The organism is Pseudoalteromonas luteoviolacea (assembly GCF_001696455.1).
In the GTDB taxonomy this organism is placed as follows: Bacteria; Pseudomonadota; Gammaproteobacteria; order Enterobacterales; family Alteromonadaceae; genus Pseudoalteromonas; species Pseudoalteromonas luteoviolacea_C.
Genome location: NZ_MAUJ01000001.1, coordinates 400828 through 418581, shown reverse-complemented (window position 1 = coordinate 418581; position 17754 = coordinate 400828). Strand labels below are relative to the sequence as shown.

The window sequence follows — 17754 nt, the reverse complement described above, 5'->3', positions numbered from 1 at the left end:
ACCCTTTCGAGTGTAACATAATCTTGCACCTCTGATTAAATACTGCGGGTAGCTATGCTTGGGGAAATATTCGCAGCTCGCTTAGCTGGTTGATATACCGAAAGTAGACTCATAGCCAACATTGTGAGCGCGGTATAAAACACCATTGACCAATCCAATGCTGGGATATTGTATAAAGCCATCAACTGACCCCCCAAATACAGTGCTGCTAACGCACCGACCACTAAACCGAACACAGTGACGAGCGCATTTTCGATTAAGAAGTAGCTGAAAATCGCCGATTTTCTTGCGCCCAGAGCACGGCGTGTGCCGATTTGTTTAGTGCGTTTACTGATGTTGAAGTGAGTTAAGCCAAATATACCCAACGCAGTTATGATCGCCAAAAATACAATCAGTGCCACCAACATTCTTATCATGAGCGTGTCGCGTTGGTAGGTTTGTGCTTTTGCTTCATCAAGTCCTTTGATACCAATAATGACTCTCTGACGCTCATTTTCTAAGAGTAAAGGCTCAATCAACTTCATGATTTTTGATCGTTTGCTGGGTTCAGTTTTTACAATGACACGCTGATACATGCTGCTTCTTTCTCTTGGAATAAGCATAACATTGTCACCCATTTTCGAGTCAGGCCACTGGCTTTTCATGGTTTCAACAATACCGACAATCTTCATCATGTTATCACCGCTATAAATAAACTCATTGAGCCCTTTTCCCTCTCCAAAGAGCTTGTTTGCAACGGCGCGGCTTACAATAGTCACCGAGGGAAATTGACCATCCCCGCCTTCGCTTTCATCTTGTGCTTCAAAGTCTCTGCCTTCACTAAGAGATAATCCAAATGCACTCAATACTTTGTAATTTGCTTGGATGTAGCCACTGTCCACGCGCTTTCCTAGCATTTCATCTGGGTTGTCGCTCACAATCCAAGACCCGCCACTGCTTGAGAGGGGGATCGAACTAACCGTCATGGCTTCGATGACCCCATCAATTTCTTTTAGTTTGGCCATGTCTTCTTTAAATTGCTTCGCTCGGTCAATATTTCTGTTGTAAGTCAGTACTGTAAAAGCAATGATACCTTGTTCATCATAGCCGGTATCTTCACTCAGCTTATCAACTCTGTCCGACACAATAGATATCGCATTACTCACAATGGCCAACGTAATGGCAATTTGTAAAATCAGCAGTAAAGCACCCGCTTTAGAGCGCATCAAGGTATTGAGAATAGGTTTAATTTCTGACATTTTCAGCACTCCCTTATTGAACTTTTAAATGGGTTGCAGGCGACGTTTTGCATACCACCCATGCAGGAAACAGCCCCGCTAATAAGCACGCCAAAATTGCAATTACCGGAGAAATAAGCAGCATCACCCAATCCATTTTTGCAATGCCTACATAAATCGACATGGTCTCTCGGATCCCAATGAGGCCCAATTGCGCAAGCAAAATACCCACTAAGCTGCCCAAAAAACCAAGTAGTGCAACTTCAACTAAGTGTTGATAAAAAATCTGTCTTTTACTTGCCCCTAATGCGCGTCGTACTCCCGCATCTGGGGCGCGTTTTAAAAACTTAGCTAATAACATGCCTAGTATGTTCGCTAAACATACGGCTAGAAACATAAAGCTCAAACCGACCAATATTTTGTTGTCCGGATCAATGACTTGATTGTAGCCAAGCCACTCGTTAACCGTTTTAAGGTTGTAATCAAGTTCCTTACGATTAAAGCGACCTAACTTTTGCTGTTCAAGCATGTGGTCCATTAAAAATTGTTGGTAGCTTTTTAGTTGCGATTGGGAATTAATCTCTACCCAAAACTGCAACCAAATCATTTCAGAATTAAGAAATTGCGCATACGAGCGCGTTTCTTCATTTTTCCACGCATTGGTGTTCCCCCAACTATGAAGTTGATACGCTTCTATGTGACTAAACGGAATGAATATGTGTTCTGCTTGTTGAAAAGGGCCGTTGTTCACATCATAGAACTTTATCGTCGGCTGCCAGGATTGAGTTACGCCAATAACTTCATAACTGCGCTCATCTAAGTAAATTGACTCGCCAAGAACGTCTGAGCGTTGGAATAACCGCTCGGCTAAATCTTCGCTTATAACTGCAACTGGCGCGGCCTGATCACTTTGTGCTTGAGTCCAAGCTTCTCCGTGTAAAAACGACAAACCAAACAAGGAGAAAAAATCTCGACCTGTGATACGTACATCTTCAATAAATGGCGCGCTGTCGGCCTTATCTAAATGAACAGCTGCGCCTGATTTCATCATGGCTGCCCGCTTGGCCACGGGGGAATTTTCCATCAAATATTGAGCATCGATATAGGTCAGCTGAGTAGGCACATCGTCAGATGTATTCCAAGTTTGCCCGTCATCCATGGTCTGTAATTGCACCGCATATAATTGCTCACTTTTTTGCGGGATCGGATCTGCACTCATCATGTGATAGACAGACAACGACGTCATCGTGACCCCAATACCAATTCCGATTGCAACAACCATCAGTAGACTGATTAAAGGCGTCAGCTTTATATTGCGCCACGCCAGATCAAAATAGTGCATCAACATGTTAGGCCTCCACAGGTTTTTGTGGGTTAACACGGGGGGATTGCCCCCCTTGATACAAAGTAAAATCCGCAACTTGGCCATCAACAATTTGAATATTGCGCGGCGTCCGTCTTGCTAGCTCAGGGTCATGGGTAACCATAACAATGGTGGTGCCAGCTTGGTTTAGCTCTTCGAGCAATGTCATAACCTGTCTCGCCATTAAGCTGTCTAGATTACCGGTTGGCTCATCCGCGAGCAAAAACCTAGGTTCTCCTGCCAAGGCACGGGCAATTGCAACACGCTGTTGCTGACCACCAGACAACTGCTGAGGTAAATGTCTCGCACGTCCAGCTAATCCCACTTGCTCAAGACAGTGCTCAACACGTCGTTTACGCTCTTTGGCTTTTATGCCTCGATATCGCAATGGCACTTCTATATTTTCAAATAAATTGAGATCTGGTATTAAGTTGAAGCCCTGAAATATAAATCCAATTTTTTGATTTCTAAGATCTGAACGTTGATTATCATTCAGTTTGCCAACATCAATTCCATCTAGCATGTACTGGCCTGACGAATATGGCTCCAACAGCCCTGCAATGTTCAAAAATGTTGTTTTACCAGAGCCTGAAGGCCCGGTCACGGCAATGAACTCACCTTCATTAACGGTTAGATTAAACTCTCTCAGTGCCTGGGTTTGCACCATTTCTGTTTGGTACAATTTGCCAATATTTTGCATGTTTAACATTATTACTGTCCTTTTTTATTGTCTTATGAGCACTGAATCCGCTTGGGTAAACGCATCATATCCAGAGACGATGATTTCGTCACCCTCTTGTAACCCAGCTTTTATTTCAATGTCTTTTAAACTGCTAGATCCCACTTCGATCGACACCCGCTGCGCGATGTCATCTCGAAGCAAGTAAACGAAGTGTCCACCCACATTTAAAAATGGGCCGCGCTTCACCTTTAATACGTTCTCTTTGTTCTCTAATTGAATGCGTGCAAGTACACGTTGATTTTGACGGATCCCCGTGATGTCTTGACTCTTAAACTTCACGCGAGTTGTGACTTCACGATTGTTTACTTCCGGAGATATTGCACTTAGCTCACCGAATAACTCCTGTGCACCTACTCGCATCACCACGCGCATCGCTATCCCTAGCTCATTGGCATAGCTTTCTGGAACTTGTAACTCGACTTCATACGCCGACAAATCGACTAATCGCATCAAAGCTTCGTTTTGGGAGACCGCGGCTTTATTTTGTACTAACAAGTTGCCGACAATCCCTTCGACCGACGCGCGGATCTCAAGGTTGCTTACACGGCGTTGAATTTCGTCAACCACTAACTTTTGTCTTTCATAGCGATTTTTAGCTGAGGACAATTCGAATTTTAAAGTATCTCTTCCGAGATCGGCTTCTTGCTGAGCATGGGCATAGTTTAATTTTGCACGGGCATACTCATCCTCGGCTTGCTCTAGGTCTATCTGGCTGATTAGACTAGCTTTAATAGAGATTTGAGCTCGGCGGTTTTCTCTTTCAGCGGCTTGCAGTGCGACGCTCGCTAAGTCCAAGGATTTTGTTAACCCCAACTCTTGACGGCGAGACTCCAATTTTTGCCGCTGCCACTCTCCCTCTAGCCGATTCAGCTCAGATTGTTGTTGTTTGAGTTCATTACTAAGCTCTGGACTGCTTAGAGCAACAATGAGTTGACCCACTTTCACTTGGTCACCGGCTTTTACATGTAAAGTTGCAACGCCCACTTCAGGGCTATAAACCGTTGGCGCGTGAGCGGCAACTATTTTACCATTGGCACTCACTTCTCGAGTCAGCGCACCCAGCTCGACTCGCGCAATATCCAAATCCTGCTTGGCCACCGACAGCTGGGTTTTTGCCTGCGTCATCGCGCCATACGCAAGCCCGGCAATTAAAACGCCTATGCCTAAACCAAATATTGTTTTACGCTGCCAAATAGTCTGTGGGGTATCTACAACAACGTCTTGTCCGCGGGTATCCTTTATCATGGTATTTCCTGTAATTGGGTGTCTTATAAGAAAGGGATACCAATACCGTGCCAATTTTAAGTCATTGTTTTATAATTATTTTTTATTTTTAATATGTGTGCTTTATGTCCGCGGACAGAAAATGTGTCCGCTGCGGACACATTGGTGGGAGATTGAACACGCGTATAATTTTAAGTGCGTGATGGGGCGCAAAACGCTATAGTGACAAAAATTTCAATGGAAGATAGTTTATGCGTACCCTATTATTTACCGCGCTTAGTTTGCTGACATTCTCGGTATTCGCGATGCCTGAAAACATTGTTTTATTGCGCCATGCAGAAAAGCAAAAGGGAGTAGATCCTTCTTTAACCGCAGACGGAGTAAAACGTGCAAGGCGTATTGCGCAAATGATGCTGCCTTTGGAGCCAACTAAACTCTATTCAACTAATTATAATCGTACTAAAGCGACCTTAGCGCCTTTGGCGGATTTAATAGACACGCATGTTGCTGTTTATGACGCGCGTAACCTAGATGGGTTTGCCAGAGAATTAAAGCAGAAAACGGGCACTGTCGTCGTCGCGGGTCATAGTAATACAACGCCAGTATTAGTGAAGTTACTCACCAACAGAGATGTTAGAATTGAAGAAGACGAGTTTGACAAAATATTTGTTGTAACCTTTGTAGATGGTGAGCCCAAACTTGAGATAAAAAGCTCCGATAAATAACGGCTCACGGATAAGACATTACACTTTATTGGTGTAATAAAGTGTAATACTCACACACCCTTTTTGATTTTATAGTGGACTCCATCAAATCAATCGTAGTTAGGTTATTGCCTCATTACATAATAACAACTGGAGTGCAGATTACATGTCATTTATTACCCCACCAGGTTCTTATAAATCGAGTTGCCGTAATATACATTTTGAGGGCATACCTGGCGAAACGGAGTGCTATATTATTGCACTTTGCCAAAAAGAGGATGGCACCTGGGTAGAAAGCAAATTGAAATATGACATCGCAAACCTTGATGGCAAACTCACATGGCGCCCTGACTCAAAGTAATTCCCTTTTAAAACATGCAATCAATACGTCGATAATGGGCCTAGGCATGGGCCTTTTTTCCTCCTATATGTTTAGAGCAAATCAAATAAAGCATATAAGCCATTTTCAATATCGTGTTCTGCTTGGCCTGCAAACCCCAAGCGAATATGCGTGTAACGCGCGCGTGGGCTGTGACAAAAATTCTGCTCTGGATGGGCGTTAATACCTGCCTGAAAGAGCTTTTTTGGCAGATTCGAGACGTCTCGCTTCAAATCAACCCAATAGGCCATGCCACCTTGCGGTTTAAGGTAATCAATATCCAACCCTTGCTTTTGAAAATGTTGTAAAGACGTATCCATCACGTCACAGCGTTGACGATATAATTTCGTCATTCGTCTTAAGTGCCTTTCAAAATGACCAGCCGCCATCCAATCAGCGATGGCCAACTGCATTAACGCCTCATTTTTATGATTTACAATCTGCTTCAATGCGCTAAGGTGTTTGAGCACAGCATTTGATGCGGTGACATATCCCATACGAGCACCAGCAAACATAATTTTGGAAAATGTAGCCAGATAAATGACAATTTGCGCAGGATCATTGGCTGCCATAGGCTGCAATGGCGGACAACTGTAATGAAACTCGTGGTCGTAATCGTCTTCAATAATAAAAACTCCATGTTCAACACACAGGCGATAAATTTCCATCCGTCGAGATACTGGCATAGTCACAGTTGTGGGGTACTGATGTAATGGAGTCACATAGAGTAATTTCACTTTATTTTTTGATAAGCATCGGGCTAAGGAATCCGCGCAGAGCCCATGCTGATCTTGTGTGAGATCATAGATTTGTGCACCAGCTGCTTGGAATGCTTTTCTTGCTGGCGGATATCCCAGAGCTTCCATCGCGACTCCCTGCCCAGCTTCAATAAACGCTTGTCCAATCAGAAACAGCGCTTCTTGGGAACCATTACACACTAAAATATCATCGCATGTTAAGCCTCGCGCAGTGCGTAAATAGTGTTTTAGTTGAGTCCTTAAAGCCCCTTCTCCAGCAACACTTTGATAGTGTAATGATGCTGCACTGACGTCTCTACAGACTCGATTCATACTGCGACGAAACTCATCAAAAGGAAAATGCGCTACATCCGGCAGGCCACCTGCAAAGTTATATCGGAACTTTGTTGGTGGCAAATTATCTATGTGCTCTACTGCATAAGCAAACTGAGGAATAACCGGACCAATCACTGCTGAATTCTGCGATGTTTTCACACTATCAACGATTGGGAGCTGTGTATTTACTTGGTACCCTTTCCTTACGATAGACAGCAGCCAACCTTCAGCCACCAGATTTTGCATCGCGGTCATCACTGTGTGTCGATTTACCTCGAAAAGTAACCCCAATTGACGTGCTGATGGTAATGCATCTCCGGGCTTTAATCGGCCAGCTTGTATTGCTTCGCGAATTTGGCTAGCTAGTTGAATATATTTAGGCTGTTGGATGCTACGGTCTAAAGGTTTGCCTGAAAACATAATACCTGCCATGAAAGAAAAAACGCCTTCTAAATTACAAAACTCTGTTTATAGACACAAGCTGGTATAGCTACATTTTTAAATCTGGTTGTTTTAACCGAACCAGAAGTGGATATGCTAATAACCATACCTCGTGAGTTTTACCTCACACTATTTGTTAATTGCTCATGCGAGAGGAGTTTTTATGTTTGAAACAACGGTCTTGACCACAGATAAAGTGCGCTTAGAACCTCTGTCAGAAAAACATTTAGAACAGTTGCAAAAAGTCGGACAAGCGGAAGCAATATGGCGGTGGGTCCCAAGTAGATACTGTGCAACACCAGAGATTTTAAAAGATTGGTTTGAACAAACGGCGCAATTTGATGCAAAAGAGCAGCTTGTTTTTGCCATTATTGACGTCGCCACAGGATCCGTGACAGGCAATACCCGCATTTTTCGCCTTGATGAAGTCAATCTTCAAGCCGAAATTGGCCACACATTTATTGGGCTAGAGTGGCAGCGCAGCCATATCAATACCCATGCAAAATATTTGCTACTAAAACATGCTTTCGACCAATTAGGTCTAGTGAGAATTGAGTTTCAAACTCACGAGCAAAATCATAAATCTCGCAGTGCCATTGCCAGACTGGGGGCTCACTTTGAAGGCGTACACCTTAAAAATAGAAAGCTACCAGATGGAAGCTTTCGTAACACCGCGCGTTTTAGCATCACTGATGAGATGTGGCCAGAGATTAAATCGCGTTTGGAGGGCTGGCTGTGAGTTATCCACCAACTGATTATGTGGAGTCAAACAACGTAGAGCTGTTTGAAATTATCGAAAGGTACCCATTGGCAACACTGTTTTGCCAAGCTCATGATATGGACGATGCCGTGGACGATGTCATAGACCATGTTATGGACCATAAAATAGACATCCATAGCTGTCATATGCCGTTGAGTCTATGCCGTGAGTCTCTCACCCTATACGGCCACGCCAATCCAACAAACCCATTAAAAAAGTTTAAAGGTAAGCAAATACATGGCGTTTTTCATGGTCCTGATACATACCTTTCACCTGCACAGATCAAAGGGATTAAGCTGCCAACTTGGGATTATGCAACTGTCCACATTCAAGCTAGGCTGCATGAAATTGAAGAATTTGATAAACAAATCGAAGCTTTACACCATATGCTCACTGCTTTTGAAACAGATTCACAGCCATGGCAACTGAGTGCAGTACCGGAAAAACAGCTCATTGCGATGTGCAAGAGCTTACTGTTCTTTGAACTCAAAGTGACACATATCACTGGCCAATTTAAGCTGAGCCAAAATAAACCAGCTGAGACTCGAAGTGAAATAGCCAATCTGCTAAGCGCCTCGAAATCCGAAATGAGCGCGTATTACCAATAACTTAAGGGACGCAAGTAGCGTCCCTTTCGTACCTATAATTAAACCTAATTAATGACACTTCAACAATATTTATGATAATTTAAGCACAAATATTCGTTTCTAATACAAATGGTGAACACAAATGGAAGTCGTAGCGCAAAAGCCCTATTGCTGGACACTTCTTCGAGATGGAAGTGAGTATATCTTCTCAACTGTTCAAGGTGGTCGTGCAATGACGAGCCGAGAAATTACTCTAATCACTAGAGAAATTCAATTATACGAAACCTACGGCGAAGCAATATTGGATGACTTAGCAAAACAAGTGAATCAAAACCCGCATGCCTTCAATGCCAGAACCATATCGAGCTTTCGTAGTGATGATAGAGTCAGTGAGGCGTTTGCGGCATGGCACAGAAAAAAGTCGACTGACTAAATATCAATGCAAAAAAGCCGCCCAAAGGCGGCTGGTTGGAAACTTAACAACAAGTCACAAGGAGAATTTTTAATTACTGTTCAATTAATTTGCTTGAGCCAATCTCGATTTTTCTTGGCTTCATTGCTTCAGGCACTTCTCTTTCTAGGTCTATGACTAGCAAGCCATTTTCTAGCTCTGCACCTAACACTTTAATATGGTCACCAAGTTGGAACTTACGCTCGAAGTTACGCTCTGCAATGCCTTGATGAATGAACTTTCTTTCTTGTTGTGCATCTTTATTGCTTTTCTCACCGGTGACAATGAGCGTATTATTTTCTGACTGCAACGACAACTCTTGCTCTGAAAAGCCCGCCACAGCCATGGTAATTTGGTATTTGTCTTCATCCAAGGCTTCAATGTTGTAAGGAGGAAAGCCAGATTGCTTTTCAGAACTTCTCTGTGCAGAGTCCATCAACGAAGCAAGGTGGTCTAGGCCAATGAATGAACGATATAGTGGTGATAAATCTACTGTACGCATAATAATATCCTCGTTAAGCGATAACATGCTATTCAACCTCTAAAAGTGAGCGATAAATAGCTTTAAAAACATATGGTTAATTTAATTTAGGCCCCTATCGGCGACCTCATAAACATATCTATGGACGCGCAGCTTTCTTTTCAAGGAATTTTTAGTAAAAATATTTGGATTATTTTTAAACCTATGATTTAAAAAGATTAAATAAATTAAAAATTTAAATTTGCCGCTACTAGCAAGTCGATTACCAGTAGCTTATCTTTGAGTGGCAAACAAGCCTTACAAACCTAGAATAAGGTTGTATCAGCTTTAGAGGCATGTTCTTTAAACAAAAACCTCAACTCTTGAGGCGGCTTTTTTAAGCTCCCTAATATGGCGCTGATCTTTTCTGCATTGTCACCAAACTCTTCAATCATTCCTACCAAGCTATCACTAGAACTGGCAATAAGCTCGTCTAGGTCATTTTCATCTTGCAGGTCAAATTGAGATATAAGTCCTGAATCAAATAATTGCGTTTTTAATTTACTGCTTGATTTAGATTTTGCGTCTTTCAAATTTGCCAATATTTCTTTATTGGTTTTTTCGATTGAAAGAATTTGAGCAACCATTTCAGCGCGTCGGCTCAGGTTGCTAATGGCCAGCTCAAGTGCGTCCATCACATGCGAACAAATATCAGTGAGTTCCCCAACATTTTTTACCAATAAGATGCTACCGCTCCAATTAAACACCATAGGACCATGCGCAAACTGGTGGATGCGTTCAAAATCCTCGTGATGTAACAATAGTTCTCTCTCTAGTTTTGCAACGACGCCTGATGTACTGCCAAATTGTTCACGCCCTTTAAAGTGCACCACTGCGCGCATGTCTAAATTCGACATTGTGTTGATAAATACCCTTTGTAATGCGTCAAAGTCACTGCAAAAATGCGTTGCTTGCATAAACAGGCTAATGGATTTCATACACGCATTTTGTCTTTGCAAATCTAGTAATAACGACTCTTTCTCAGCAATATCCGCATGTGCTTCAAAGTAGTCGTGATCTGCTTCTAGAATGTTAACAACTTTTGATTTGAGCTGATCAGGATGAGTGGTTTTACAAACATAGTCATTGGCACCAATTTCAAAGGCTTTCAAACGACAATCTGAAGAAGACAAGTTTGATATAAAAACGATGGGGGTATGGCTTAAATGCTCAATTTTCCTTAGTTCAGAGCAGGTTGCATACCCGTCAATACCTTCCATGATAATATCGAGTAGAATAACATGTGGTTTAAGTTGCGTCGCAACCTTGATCCCTTCTTCACCACTACAAGCAACTGACACATCATATTCACAGAAAGTTTGCTGCAATAGCGCTCGATATGTCTTGTCGTCATCAATTACTAAAACACGAATTGTCATTTTAGGTCCTTTTCATTAAGTAGCCTAATCACAATATAGACGGAAATTTACAAAGCATGGATGCAAGCCTGCCTTTTATTCCTCTATGGTTCTGTTTTGTTGTTTAACACATTTATGATCTGTACTTTTCGATAGGGTTTTGCGATCACTCCATCAAATGCTTTCCTCAGTTCCCGCTCTCGAAAAATATCGGCAGTGACAGCAAAGACGGGCTTTGATGGACACACTATTTTCAGCTCCTGTTGCGCCTCCAACCCCGACATGCCTGGGAGATTAATATCCATTAAAAAGACGTCAAAATCTGCTAAATCCGGACTACTCAGCATGCTCTCAGCAGAGTCGAAGATCTCAAAACGGCATTGAACCTGTTGTAATATTGTTTGCATCAACACTTGATTCAAAGGGTTATCTTCGACAACACAAACATATCGGTGGCAGGTTCCATGTGCCTCAGCATCGTTTTTAATCCGTTGTTCCGTGACAATTTCTACTGGCAATACAACCCGCACCGTTGTGCCTTTACCAAGCTCACTGGTTAGATGAATACGGCCCCCCATCAATGCAACTAACCCTTTACAAATACATAACCCTAGACCTGTGCCCTCTTTTCGTACACTCCCGACTTGGCGGTATTTGTCGAATAGCTTGCGTTGATCTGAGTCACTGATACCACTTCCTTGATCTTCAATTTCAATGACAAGCTGATTATCGGCTGTTTTAGCACTCAGCCTTACTTTACGATCTGTTTGGGTATATTTAATCGCGTTGTTAAGCAGGTTGGTTAAAACTTGCGTTACCTTGGTTTTGTCGATGTTTAAGACTGTCCCGTTCAGATCAGTGGATATTGACTGCTCGAGGTTTACTTGCGCTTTTTCTGCACTTACAGCCATCATCCCGATCACATTTTTAATCAGCCCTGATACTTCTATGGGTTCAGGTTGCAAATCCATTTTTCCGGCATCAATTTTTTCCAGCTCAAGTACAGAATTTACGATACTTAATAACTGCTGAGAACCAAAATCGATGTTTTTAATATAGTTGATTTGTGATGTGCTCAAATTTTCTTGTTCTGAAGATTGCATTAGCAATTCACTGAACCCAGAAATTGCATTGAGTGGTGTTCTTAGTTCATGACTGATGTTAGACAAGAACTCGTCTTTAGCTTGATTGGCCTGAGAAATTTCTTTGATTCTTTTCCTCAGCTCCAGCTGCGCAATAACCTGTCTACCTAAAATTGTCAGCGCGTTACGTTGTGCTTGATCTAATTGCATTGGTTTTGGGTTTATCACACACAAAGTGCCAATAGCTTGACCAGAAAATGATCGTAAAGGCGTGCCTGCATAGTAGCGTATTTTTGGTCCGCCAGTGACCAAAGGGTTGTCAAAAAATCTAACATCAGCCGAAGCATCACAGACCTCAAAAACCTCATCTTGCAAAATTGCATGAGCACAAAAGGCGAATTCTCTGGGGGTCTCAGATGCATCGAGTCCAACTTTAGATTTAAACCACTGCCTTTGACTATCAATCAAACTCACCAAGGCAATGGGCGTGCCGCACAGTTGCGACGCCAACTGAGTTATTTCATCGAAACAATGCTCGGCATCAGTATCTAATATGTCATATTCTTTTAGTGACTTTAGTCTTTCACTTTCGTCATCGGGTAACTTGGCTGCTTTCACAAATCATCCACCTTGTTGTACTTCGCTTCCACTTATAAAGCTAGCAGCGACTAACATAACTGCCTAACTTATCAGCTATGATTCTGATAAATTTTGTTTCAGCACAACATAAAGTAAAAAAGGGCCACAAAAATGTGCGCCCTTTGGGTTCTCTAAAGAGATTGTGAACAATTAAAATGTGTGTTTATTGCTTTTTTGCTTAAGCATTAAAACTTAATATTCATACCCGCATATACATATCGCCCTAAAGTGTCATATGTGTATGGATCAGTATTAGAGTCATTATTACCTGTATAGTATGGAGGTTGCTTATCAAATAAGTTATTGATACCCGCCGTGAACTTCATACTATCGTTAACGAAATAACTGCCTGATAAATCGTGATATACAATACTAGGTACGCTTGGTGCGTAGCAGCTACTTGGATTATCTATGCATGCAAAGCTATCCATGGATGACAAGTATCGAACTTTATAGTTTGCACTCCAAACGTCTGACTTCACCGCCAGATTAAAGCTCGACTTAATATCCGCATAACTACCAAGCCCCGAGGTGATTAGCCCGGTATAGTCAATGGTTTCTCCTGCCATTGTTATCGTGCGCTCATTCAGAATAGAAGTATCGAGGCCGGCATGCCAATTCAGTCCCATCGCTTCAAAGTGATAAGCAATATTTATGTCATAGCCCTGTGTTGTTTCATCACCGATATTCTGTAATTGATTGTTAAATGTCGCTTTACCATTCGCAATTTGAATATTTGCCGACTGACACACGGCTGAGCCTTGGTTTATTAGGTTACCTGAACTGTCGACACAATTATCAACGATGTACTGGTTATTCACTTCACTGATTGCGTTGGTAATCGCAATATCATAGTAATCTACCGTCAGAGAAAGCCCTTCTATAAAACTGGGCTCATAAACCAAGCCAAAGGTCAGCGTGTCCGCTTCTTCAGGCGTCAGGCTTGCGTTACCACCGACGATGACTTCCGCTTGGTTATCCAATAGTGGATGAGAAATCTGTTCAAATGACGGCGACTTACCCCCATAGAGCTCATCAACCGTTGGCGCTCTAAATGCAGTTGATTTCACCCCTCTAAACATGAGCTCGTCATTAAGCTTCCATGTAAAACCCAACTTCCACGTCGAGTCACTGCCAAAACTTGAATAGTCAAATGCGCGTACTGCTGCACTTAAGTCTAAATTCTGTGCGAAAGGGACATCTGCCAGTACAGGAATCGCAAATTCGACAAATGCTTCATTCACATCATACGAACCGCTAGTCGGCTCTACTTTCGGGTCGTTCGCCAGCCCCTGTGAAGTCAACGAGTCTGGTGTGTACCAAGCTTTTTCTGTGCGCTTTTCGATCCCCGTCGCAAAGCCAAGGTAGCCCGCAGGTAATTCAAATAGTTCACCTGCAAGTGAAGCACTCAGATTAAGCATCTGGCTGCCGCCAGTATTTTGCTCCGTGTAGATATAATCAGTCATGTTGTCAGCCGACCAAGAATTTTGATCGAGCGGGTTGAAATTGCCAAGCTCGATGTCTTCTGTAAGGCTGCCAATGTTATGCAGATTTGAAAGTTTATCTATAGAATCATTCCGGCCGAAATTAACCGCAACATCCCAACTCCAATCGTTTGATAACAGGCCTTCAACGCCAACCACTGTTCTCACCGTATCGACGACCTGCGCAAAATCGCGAGTCCCCGTGTCGGTCATTCGACGGCGATAGTGAATTGAGTCACCATATTCTGCACCATGTTTTAACAATTCATCGCCCATGGCCTCTGTATACGTGAAGTCAAACCACACTGGCTGAGCGGCCATTTGTTGTTCAGACCAGCGCTTTGAATACATTGCTTCAGTAAATAATGTGGTACTCCCATTGATCTCATAATTCAGATTACCAGTGATATTCAACCGCTGCATCGGTGTGTACAAGTAACTTTCAGCAGCATAATTATAAGGGTCTGTTGCAGGATTATATTCTGCATAATTGCCGTCTTTATCCCCTTGTAACTCTTTACCATTTTCTAGATACAAATGACCATTAGGCGTGATAGTCGAGCCACCACAGGTCAACGCACTCCCTTCATCTGTCTCGGTGATTGGACACTTAGAGAAGTCTCTGTCAGCTTGGCTGGCCGATCCCCTTTCCATATACTGAATACCAAACACCATATTACCGCGGTCAAAGCTAGTGCCCACGGTTAAGTCTACGTTGTGTTGTTCGGCATCACCTTCACCGGATACACCCGTTTGCGCGTTTAACTCTGCACCCTCAAAATCATCTTTTAAAATAATGTTCACAACCCCAGCTACAGCATCGGTGCCGTACACAGCTGACGCCCCATCTTTGAGAACTTCAATGTGCTTAATCATGGCAACGGGAATCGTATTTAAGTCTACTGTCGAAGCGGCACCCGTCCCAGAGTTAATCATTCGTCTCCCATTGACTAATACCAGTGTGCGCTGAGCACCTAAGCCACGTAAATTAATACTCGCATTACCCCCAGAACCGTTGTTAACCCCCGGATTGGTCATTGCTCCAGCAGCGGCTGTAATATCCTGTAGTACATCATCAATGGTCACTGCGCCACTGGCTTGAATAGCGTCTGCGCCAATAAAGGTGACTGGGCTAGCTGTTTCCATATCGGCGCGTTTGATACGAGATCCCGTAACCTCAATCTTTTCAATTTTAACGGCTGAGTCTTGTGCAAAGACAGGTACCGCTGCGGCAGTGGTCGAGACTGCAATTGCGATACTTAACGCAGTTTTTCTCATAGATACTTTCCTAAATTGGTGTTTTTATTACTTGCCATGGCGCTTGCCACAGACATTATGGCCAGAAAAATGAATGAAAAATTAATAAAAGCGCAATAAAAACCCAAATTTTAAAAAGCGTCTTTAAAACGTCATAAAAACACCAAGGAATGCCAGTTTAATTATTACATTTCAATAAGATAAAGAATTTGAAAAGATAAGAAAAGGTAGGTAAAGAAGCGTTCTTGAGTGTAAATCTATGTTACCTGTCTCTATATTCACCGATTTAAGCCCTCTCTAATATTCCATTTATATCAACAAAAGAAAGCGATTAACGCCATTTGAAGTCGAAAATAGCAACGCTTCCCCAATGAAAAATAAATATATTCATAATTATGTTCCCAATCAGGTACTTACATTAAAAAAGTTACTTTAGTTAAAAATAATTTGAATATTTGTGAAATAAAAGGAACATCAATATGGTCTTGCTTATTGTCATTTAATTAAGGAGAAAGAAATCATGACAACTTTAAGCAAACCAGCAACTTATTATCCAAACTATGAAGTAAATGCTGACGACATCATGACAGTCATTGAAGTTTGCCATCCAGACAGCCCCTATAAAAAACGCGCATTTGAAATGATCCAAAATTCGCAGGTAGAAAAACGGCACCTGATCATGCCTCTGACTGATGTTGTAAAACAAGGAGACTTCGGAGCGCGCGCCCGCGTATACCAAGATGCGGCGATTGAAATGGCCGAAAAAGTTGCCCAAGAAGCGATCCATAATGCTGGATTAGCCGTTGATGACATTGACATGGTCATTGCCACTTCCTGCACTGGATTTATGATGCCTTCTCTTACCGCGCATTTAATAAATCGCCTCTCGATGCGTCCCGATACCAAACAAATTCCAATTGCGCAATTAGGCTGTGTGGCTGGTGCTTCCGCGATTGGCCGCGCGTTTGAATTTTGTGAGCACCGCCCAGATAGAAATGTATTAATCGTTTGTGTTGAAACATCATCTCTTTGTTTTCACAAAGAGGCTGGACGATTACAAGACTTCATCAGCAACTCTTTGTTCGCTGATGGCGCGGCGGCGGTGGTCATGCGAGGAGACAATCAAACATGGGGATTAAAACTGACGCATAACCAAAGTGTGACCATTGAAGATACAATGCCATACATCGAATACCAGCTTACAGATAAAGGCTTTAAATTCTCTTTGGATAAGGACGTTATGCATTCCATCCCGCATGTTGCACCTTACCTTCAGTCTTTTTGTCAGGATAAATTACAAATCGACGCAAACGGTGTTGATAACACCATTTTTCACACAGGTGGCAGACGAATTTTAGATGAGCTTGAAAGGTGCCTCGAACTTAACCCTGACAAAATTAGACATTCCAGAGCTTGCCTTGCCGAAACCGGTAATACTTCCAGCGTCGCAGTGATAGACGTACTGCGTCGCACTTTTGACAATGCTCAATCAGGAGAAACGAGTCTTTTAGCCGCTTTCGGGCCCGGGTTTACATCAGAGATGAGTGTAGGCATTTGGCAGTAAGGGGTTAAACCACTTACCATAAACTAATAGGATAAAAGCCATTTCACTCTTATCGCCGAGCAAAATGGCTTGTCTATATATTAGGCTTCTTCTTCTAGCCTGAGTAACAATGCCTTGATGTCATCTTTGGCACCTTTAATATGCTTCTGTAAATACGCACAAGCACCATCAGTATCTTTATCACGACATAATTGAAGTAACGTTCTGTGCTCTTCTGGCGCGGTGACAATACCGCCCGCAAGCAAGATATGCATGCGTACATATCGTTCAGAATTCTTACTATAGACTGCAACGAGCTCTTTTGTTTGAGGTCGCTCAGCACGACTGTATAGCTTATCGTGGAACTCTGCATTGAGTTTACCCGTCGCCAATTGTGCATCACCCGCGTTCATCGCTTCTTCAAGATCTGCGAGTATGGCTTCTGCTTCCAATAGGTCTCGATTAGTCAGCTTTTCAATGGAATGGCGTAGTAACTCAGCTTCAAGTAAAGCACGTAAATCGAAAATTTCATCGATTTGCTCAGCGCTCAAGCGGGTTACCGTTGCACCTTTATGCGCTTCAAAATTAACCAGCCCTTCAGCTTCCAGCTGAAGTAATGCTTCACGAACAGGGATTCGACTAACATTGAGTTCATCCGCCAGTGCTGCTTGGCGCAGAGGTTCTCCGGCTTTGATTTCGCCACTTAAAATTTTGTCTCGAATCGCTTCGGCTACAAGTTGAGTTCTAGTTTTATGTACGATCGCCATATGGTTAATCAAAAGTTTACAGTGGCTTACATTATACGTACCAAAATAAAAAATGCACGTCAGGCGTATGAACTTTCAAGCCTTAATAATGTAAAAAAGCCTCTTCACTGCAAGTGAACAGGCTTTACTCCACTGACAAATAAAAACACGCAACATTCTATTT

The 17754-nt window shown here is 42.6% G+C and carries 16 protein-coding genes; 6 read left to right on the top strand and 10 right to left on the bottom strand.

Features of this window, described 5'->3' with window-relative positions; genetic code table 11:
* Positions 1–35: 35 nt before the first annotated feature.
* The 4 genes from A7985_RS01765 to A7985_RS01750 are packed head-to-tail and all read right to left on the bottom strand — an operon-like array spanning position 36 to position 4567.
* On the bottom strand, positions 36–1238 hold the full coding sequence (locus A7985_RS01765) for an ABC transporter permease (RefSeq protein ID WP_065788721.1): 1203 nt from the start codon (positions 1236–1238) through the stop codon (positions 36–38).
* A 13-nt stretch (positions 1239–1251) separates the two neighbouring features.
* The gene (locus A7985_RS01760; protein ID WP_065788720.1) at positions 1252–2565 is read right to left on the bottom strand and encodes an ABC transporter permease; all 1314 of its coding nucleotides are present in this window, start codon (positions 2563–2565) and stop codon (positions 1252–1254) included.
* A gap of 1 nt (position 2566) precedes the next feature.
* Positions 2567–3289 (bottom strand): ABC transporter ATP-binding protein, encoded by a 723-nt coding sequence (locus A7985_RS01755; RefSeq protein WP_065788719.1) that lies wholly within the window; start codon positions 3287–3289, stop codon positions 2567–2569.
* 15 nt (positions 3290–3304) lie between these two features.
* The gene (locus tag A7985_RS01750; RefSeq protein ID WP_065788718.1) at positions 3305–4567 is read right to left on the bottom strand and encodes an efflux RND transporter periplasmic adaptor subunit; all 1263 of its coding nucleotides are present in this window, start codon (positions 4565–4567) and stop codon (positions 3305–3307) included.
* A 230-nt stretch (positions 4568–4797) separates the two neighbouring features.
* On the opposite strand from A7985_RS01750, the gene A7985_RS01745 reads away from it, so the two are divergent.
* Both A7985_RS01745 and A7985_RS01740 read left to right on the top strand, forming a co-directional pair.
* Positions 4798–5271 carry a SixA phosphatase family protein gene (locus A7985_RS01745; RefSeq protein WP_065788717.1) on the top strand — a complete coding sequence of 158 codons (474 nt, stop codon included), beginning with the start codon at positions 4798–4800 and terminating at the stop codon, positions 5269–5271.
* A gap of 145 nt (positions 5272–5416) precedes the next feature.
* A complete protein-coding gene (locus tag A7985_RS01740; RefSeq protein WP_065788716.1) occupies positions 5417–5611 on the top strand; it encodes a CVNH domain-containing protein in 195 nt (64 codons plus the stop codon).
* Positions 5612–5682: 71 nt separating this feature from the next.
* Here A7985_RS01740 and pdxR read toward each other — a convergent pair whose 3' ends face one another.
* Positions 5683–7134, bottom strand: coding sequence for a MocR-like pyridoxine biosynthesis transcription factor PdxR (gene pdxR / locus A7985_RS01735; protein ID WP_256096635.1), 1452 nt, complete (start codon positions 7132–7134; stop codon positions 5683–5685).
* Between the two features lie 172 nt (positions 7135–7306).
* On the opposite strand from pdxR, the gene A7985_RS01730 reads away from it, so the two are divergent.
* The 3 genes from A7985_RS01730 (at position 7307) to A7985_RS01720 (ending at position 8923) form a co-directional block, all read left to right on the top strand.
* Positions 7307–7882 carry a GNAT family N-acetyltransferase gene (locus A7985_RS01730; RefSeq protein WP_065788715.1) on the top strand — a complete coding sequence of 192 codons (576 nt, stop codon included), beginning with the start codon at positions 7307–7309 and terminating at the stop codon, positions 7880–7882.
* Entirely contained in the window at positions 7879–8511 is a 633-nt protein-coding gene (locus A7985_RS01725) for an FMN-binding negative transcriptional regulator (protein WP_065788714.1), read from the top strand. The genes A7985_RS01730 and A7985_RS01725 overlap by 4 nt, the downstream gene beginning before the upstream one ends.
* 121 nt (positions 8512–8632) lie before the next feature.
* The gene (locus A7985_RS01720; protein ID WP_065788713.1) at positions 8633–8923 is read left to right on the top strand and encodes a hypothetical protein; all 291 of its coding nucleotides are present in this window, start codon (positions 8633–8635) and stop codon (positions 8921–8923) included.
* A 73-nt stretch (positions 8924–8996) separates the two neighbouring features.
* Here A7985_RS01720 and A7985_RS01715 read toward each other — a convergent pair whose 3' ends face one another.
* The 4 genes from A7985_RS01715 to A7985_RS01700 form a co-directional block, all read right to left on the bottom strand.
* Positions 8997–9443 carry an Hsp20 family protein gene (locus tag A7985_RS01715; RefSeq protein WP_065789996.1) on the bottom strand — a complete coding sequence of 149 codons (447 nt, stop codon included), beginning with the start codon at positions 9441–9443 and terminating at the stop codon, positions 8997–8999.
* Between the two features lie 284 nt (positions 9444–9727).
* Positions 9728–10840 (bottom strand): response regulator, encoded by a 1113-nt coding sequence (locus tag A7985_RS01710; protein ID WP_065788712.1) that lies wholly within the window; start codon positions 10838–10840, stop codon positions 9728–9730.
* Between the two features lie 83 nt (positions 10841–10923).
* Positions 10924–12519: a hybrid sensor histidine kinase/response regulator gene (locus A7985_RS01705; protein WP_065788711.1), complete on the bottom strand. Its 1596-nt coding sequence runs from the start codon at positions 12517–12519 to the stop codon at positions 10924–10926.
* 206 nt (positions 12520–12725) lie between these two features.
* On the bottom strand, positions 12726–15302 hold the full coding sequence (locus tag A7985_RS01700; protein WP_065788710.1) for a TonB-dependent receptor: 2577 nt from the start codon (positions 15300–15302) through the stop codon (positions 12726–12728).
* Positions 15303–15801: 499 nt separating this feature from the next.
* On the opposite strand from A7985_RS01700, the gene A7985_RS01695 reads away from it, so the two are divergent.
* Positions 15802–16845, top strand: a complete 1044-nt coding sequence (locus A7985_RS01695; RefSeq protein ID WP_065788709.1) for a type III polyketide synthase — start codon at positions 15802–15804, stop codon at positions 16843–16845.
* Positions 16846–16925: 80 nt separating this feature from the next.
* Here the strand turns inward: A7985_RS01695 and A7985_RS01690 are convergent, their stop codons facing one another.
* Complete coding sequence (locus A7985_RS01690) at positions 16926–17591, bottom strand: GntR family transcriptional regulator (protein WP_065788708.1); 666 nt, start codon at positions 17589–17591, stop codon at positions 16926–16928.
* Between the last annotated feature and the right edge of the window lie 163 nt (positions 17592–17754).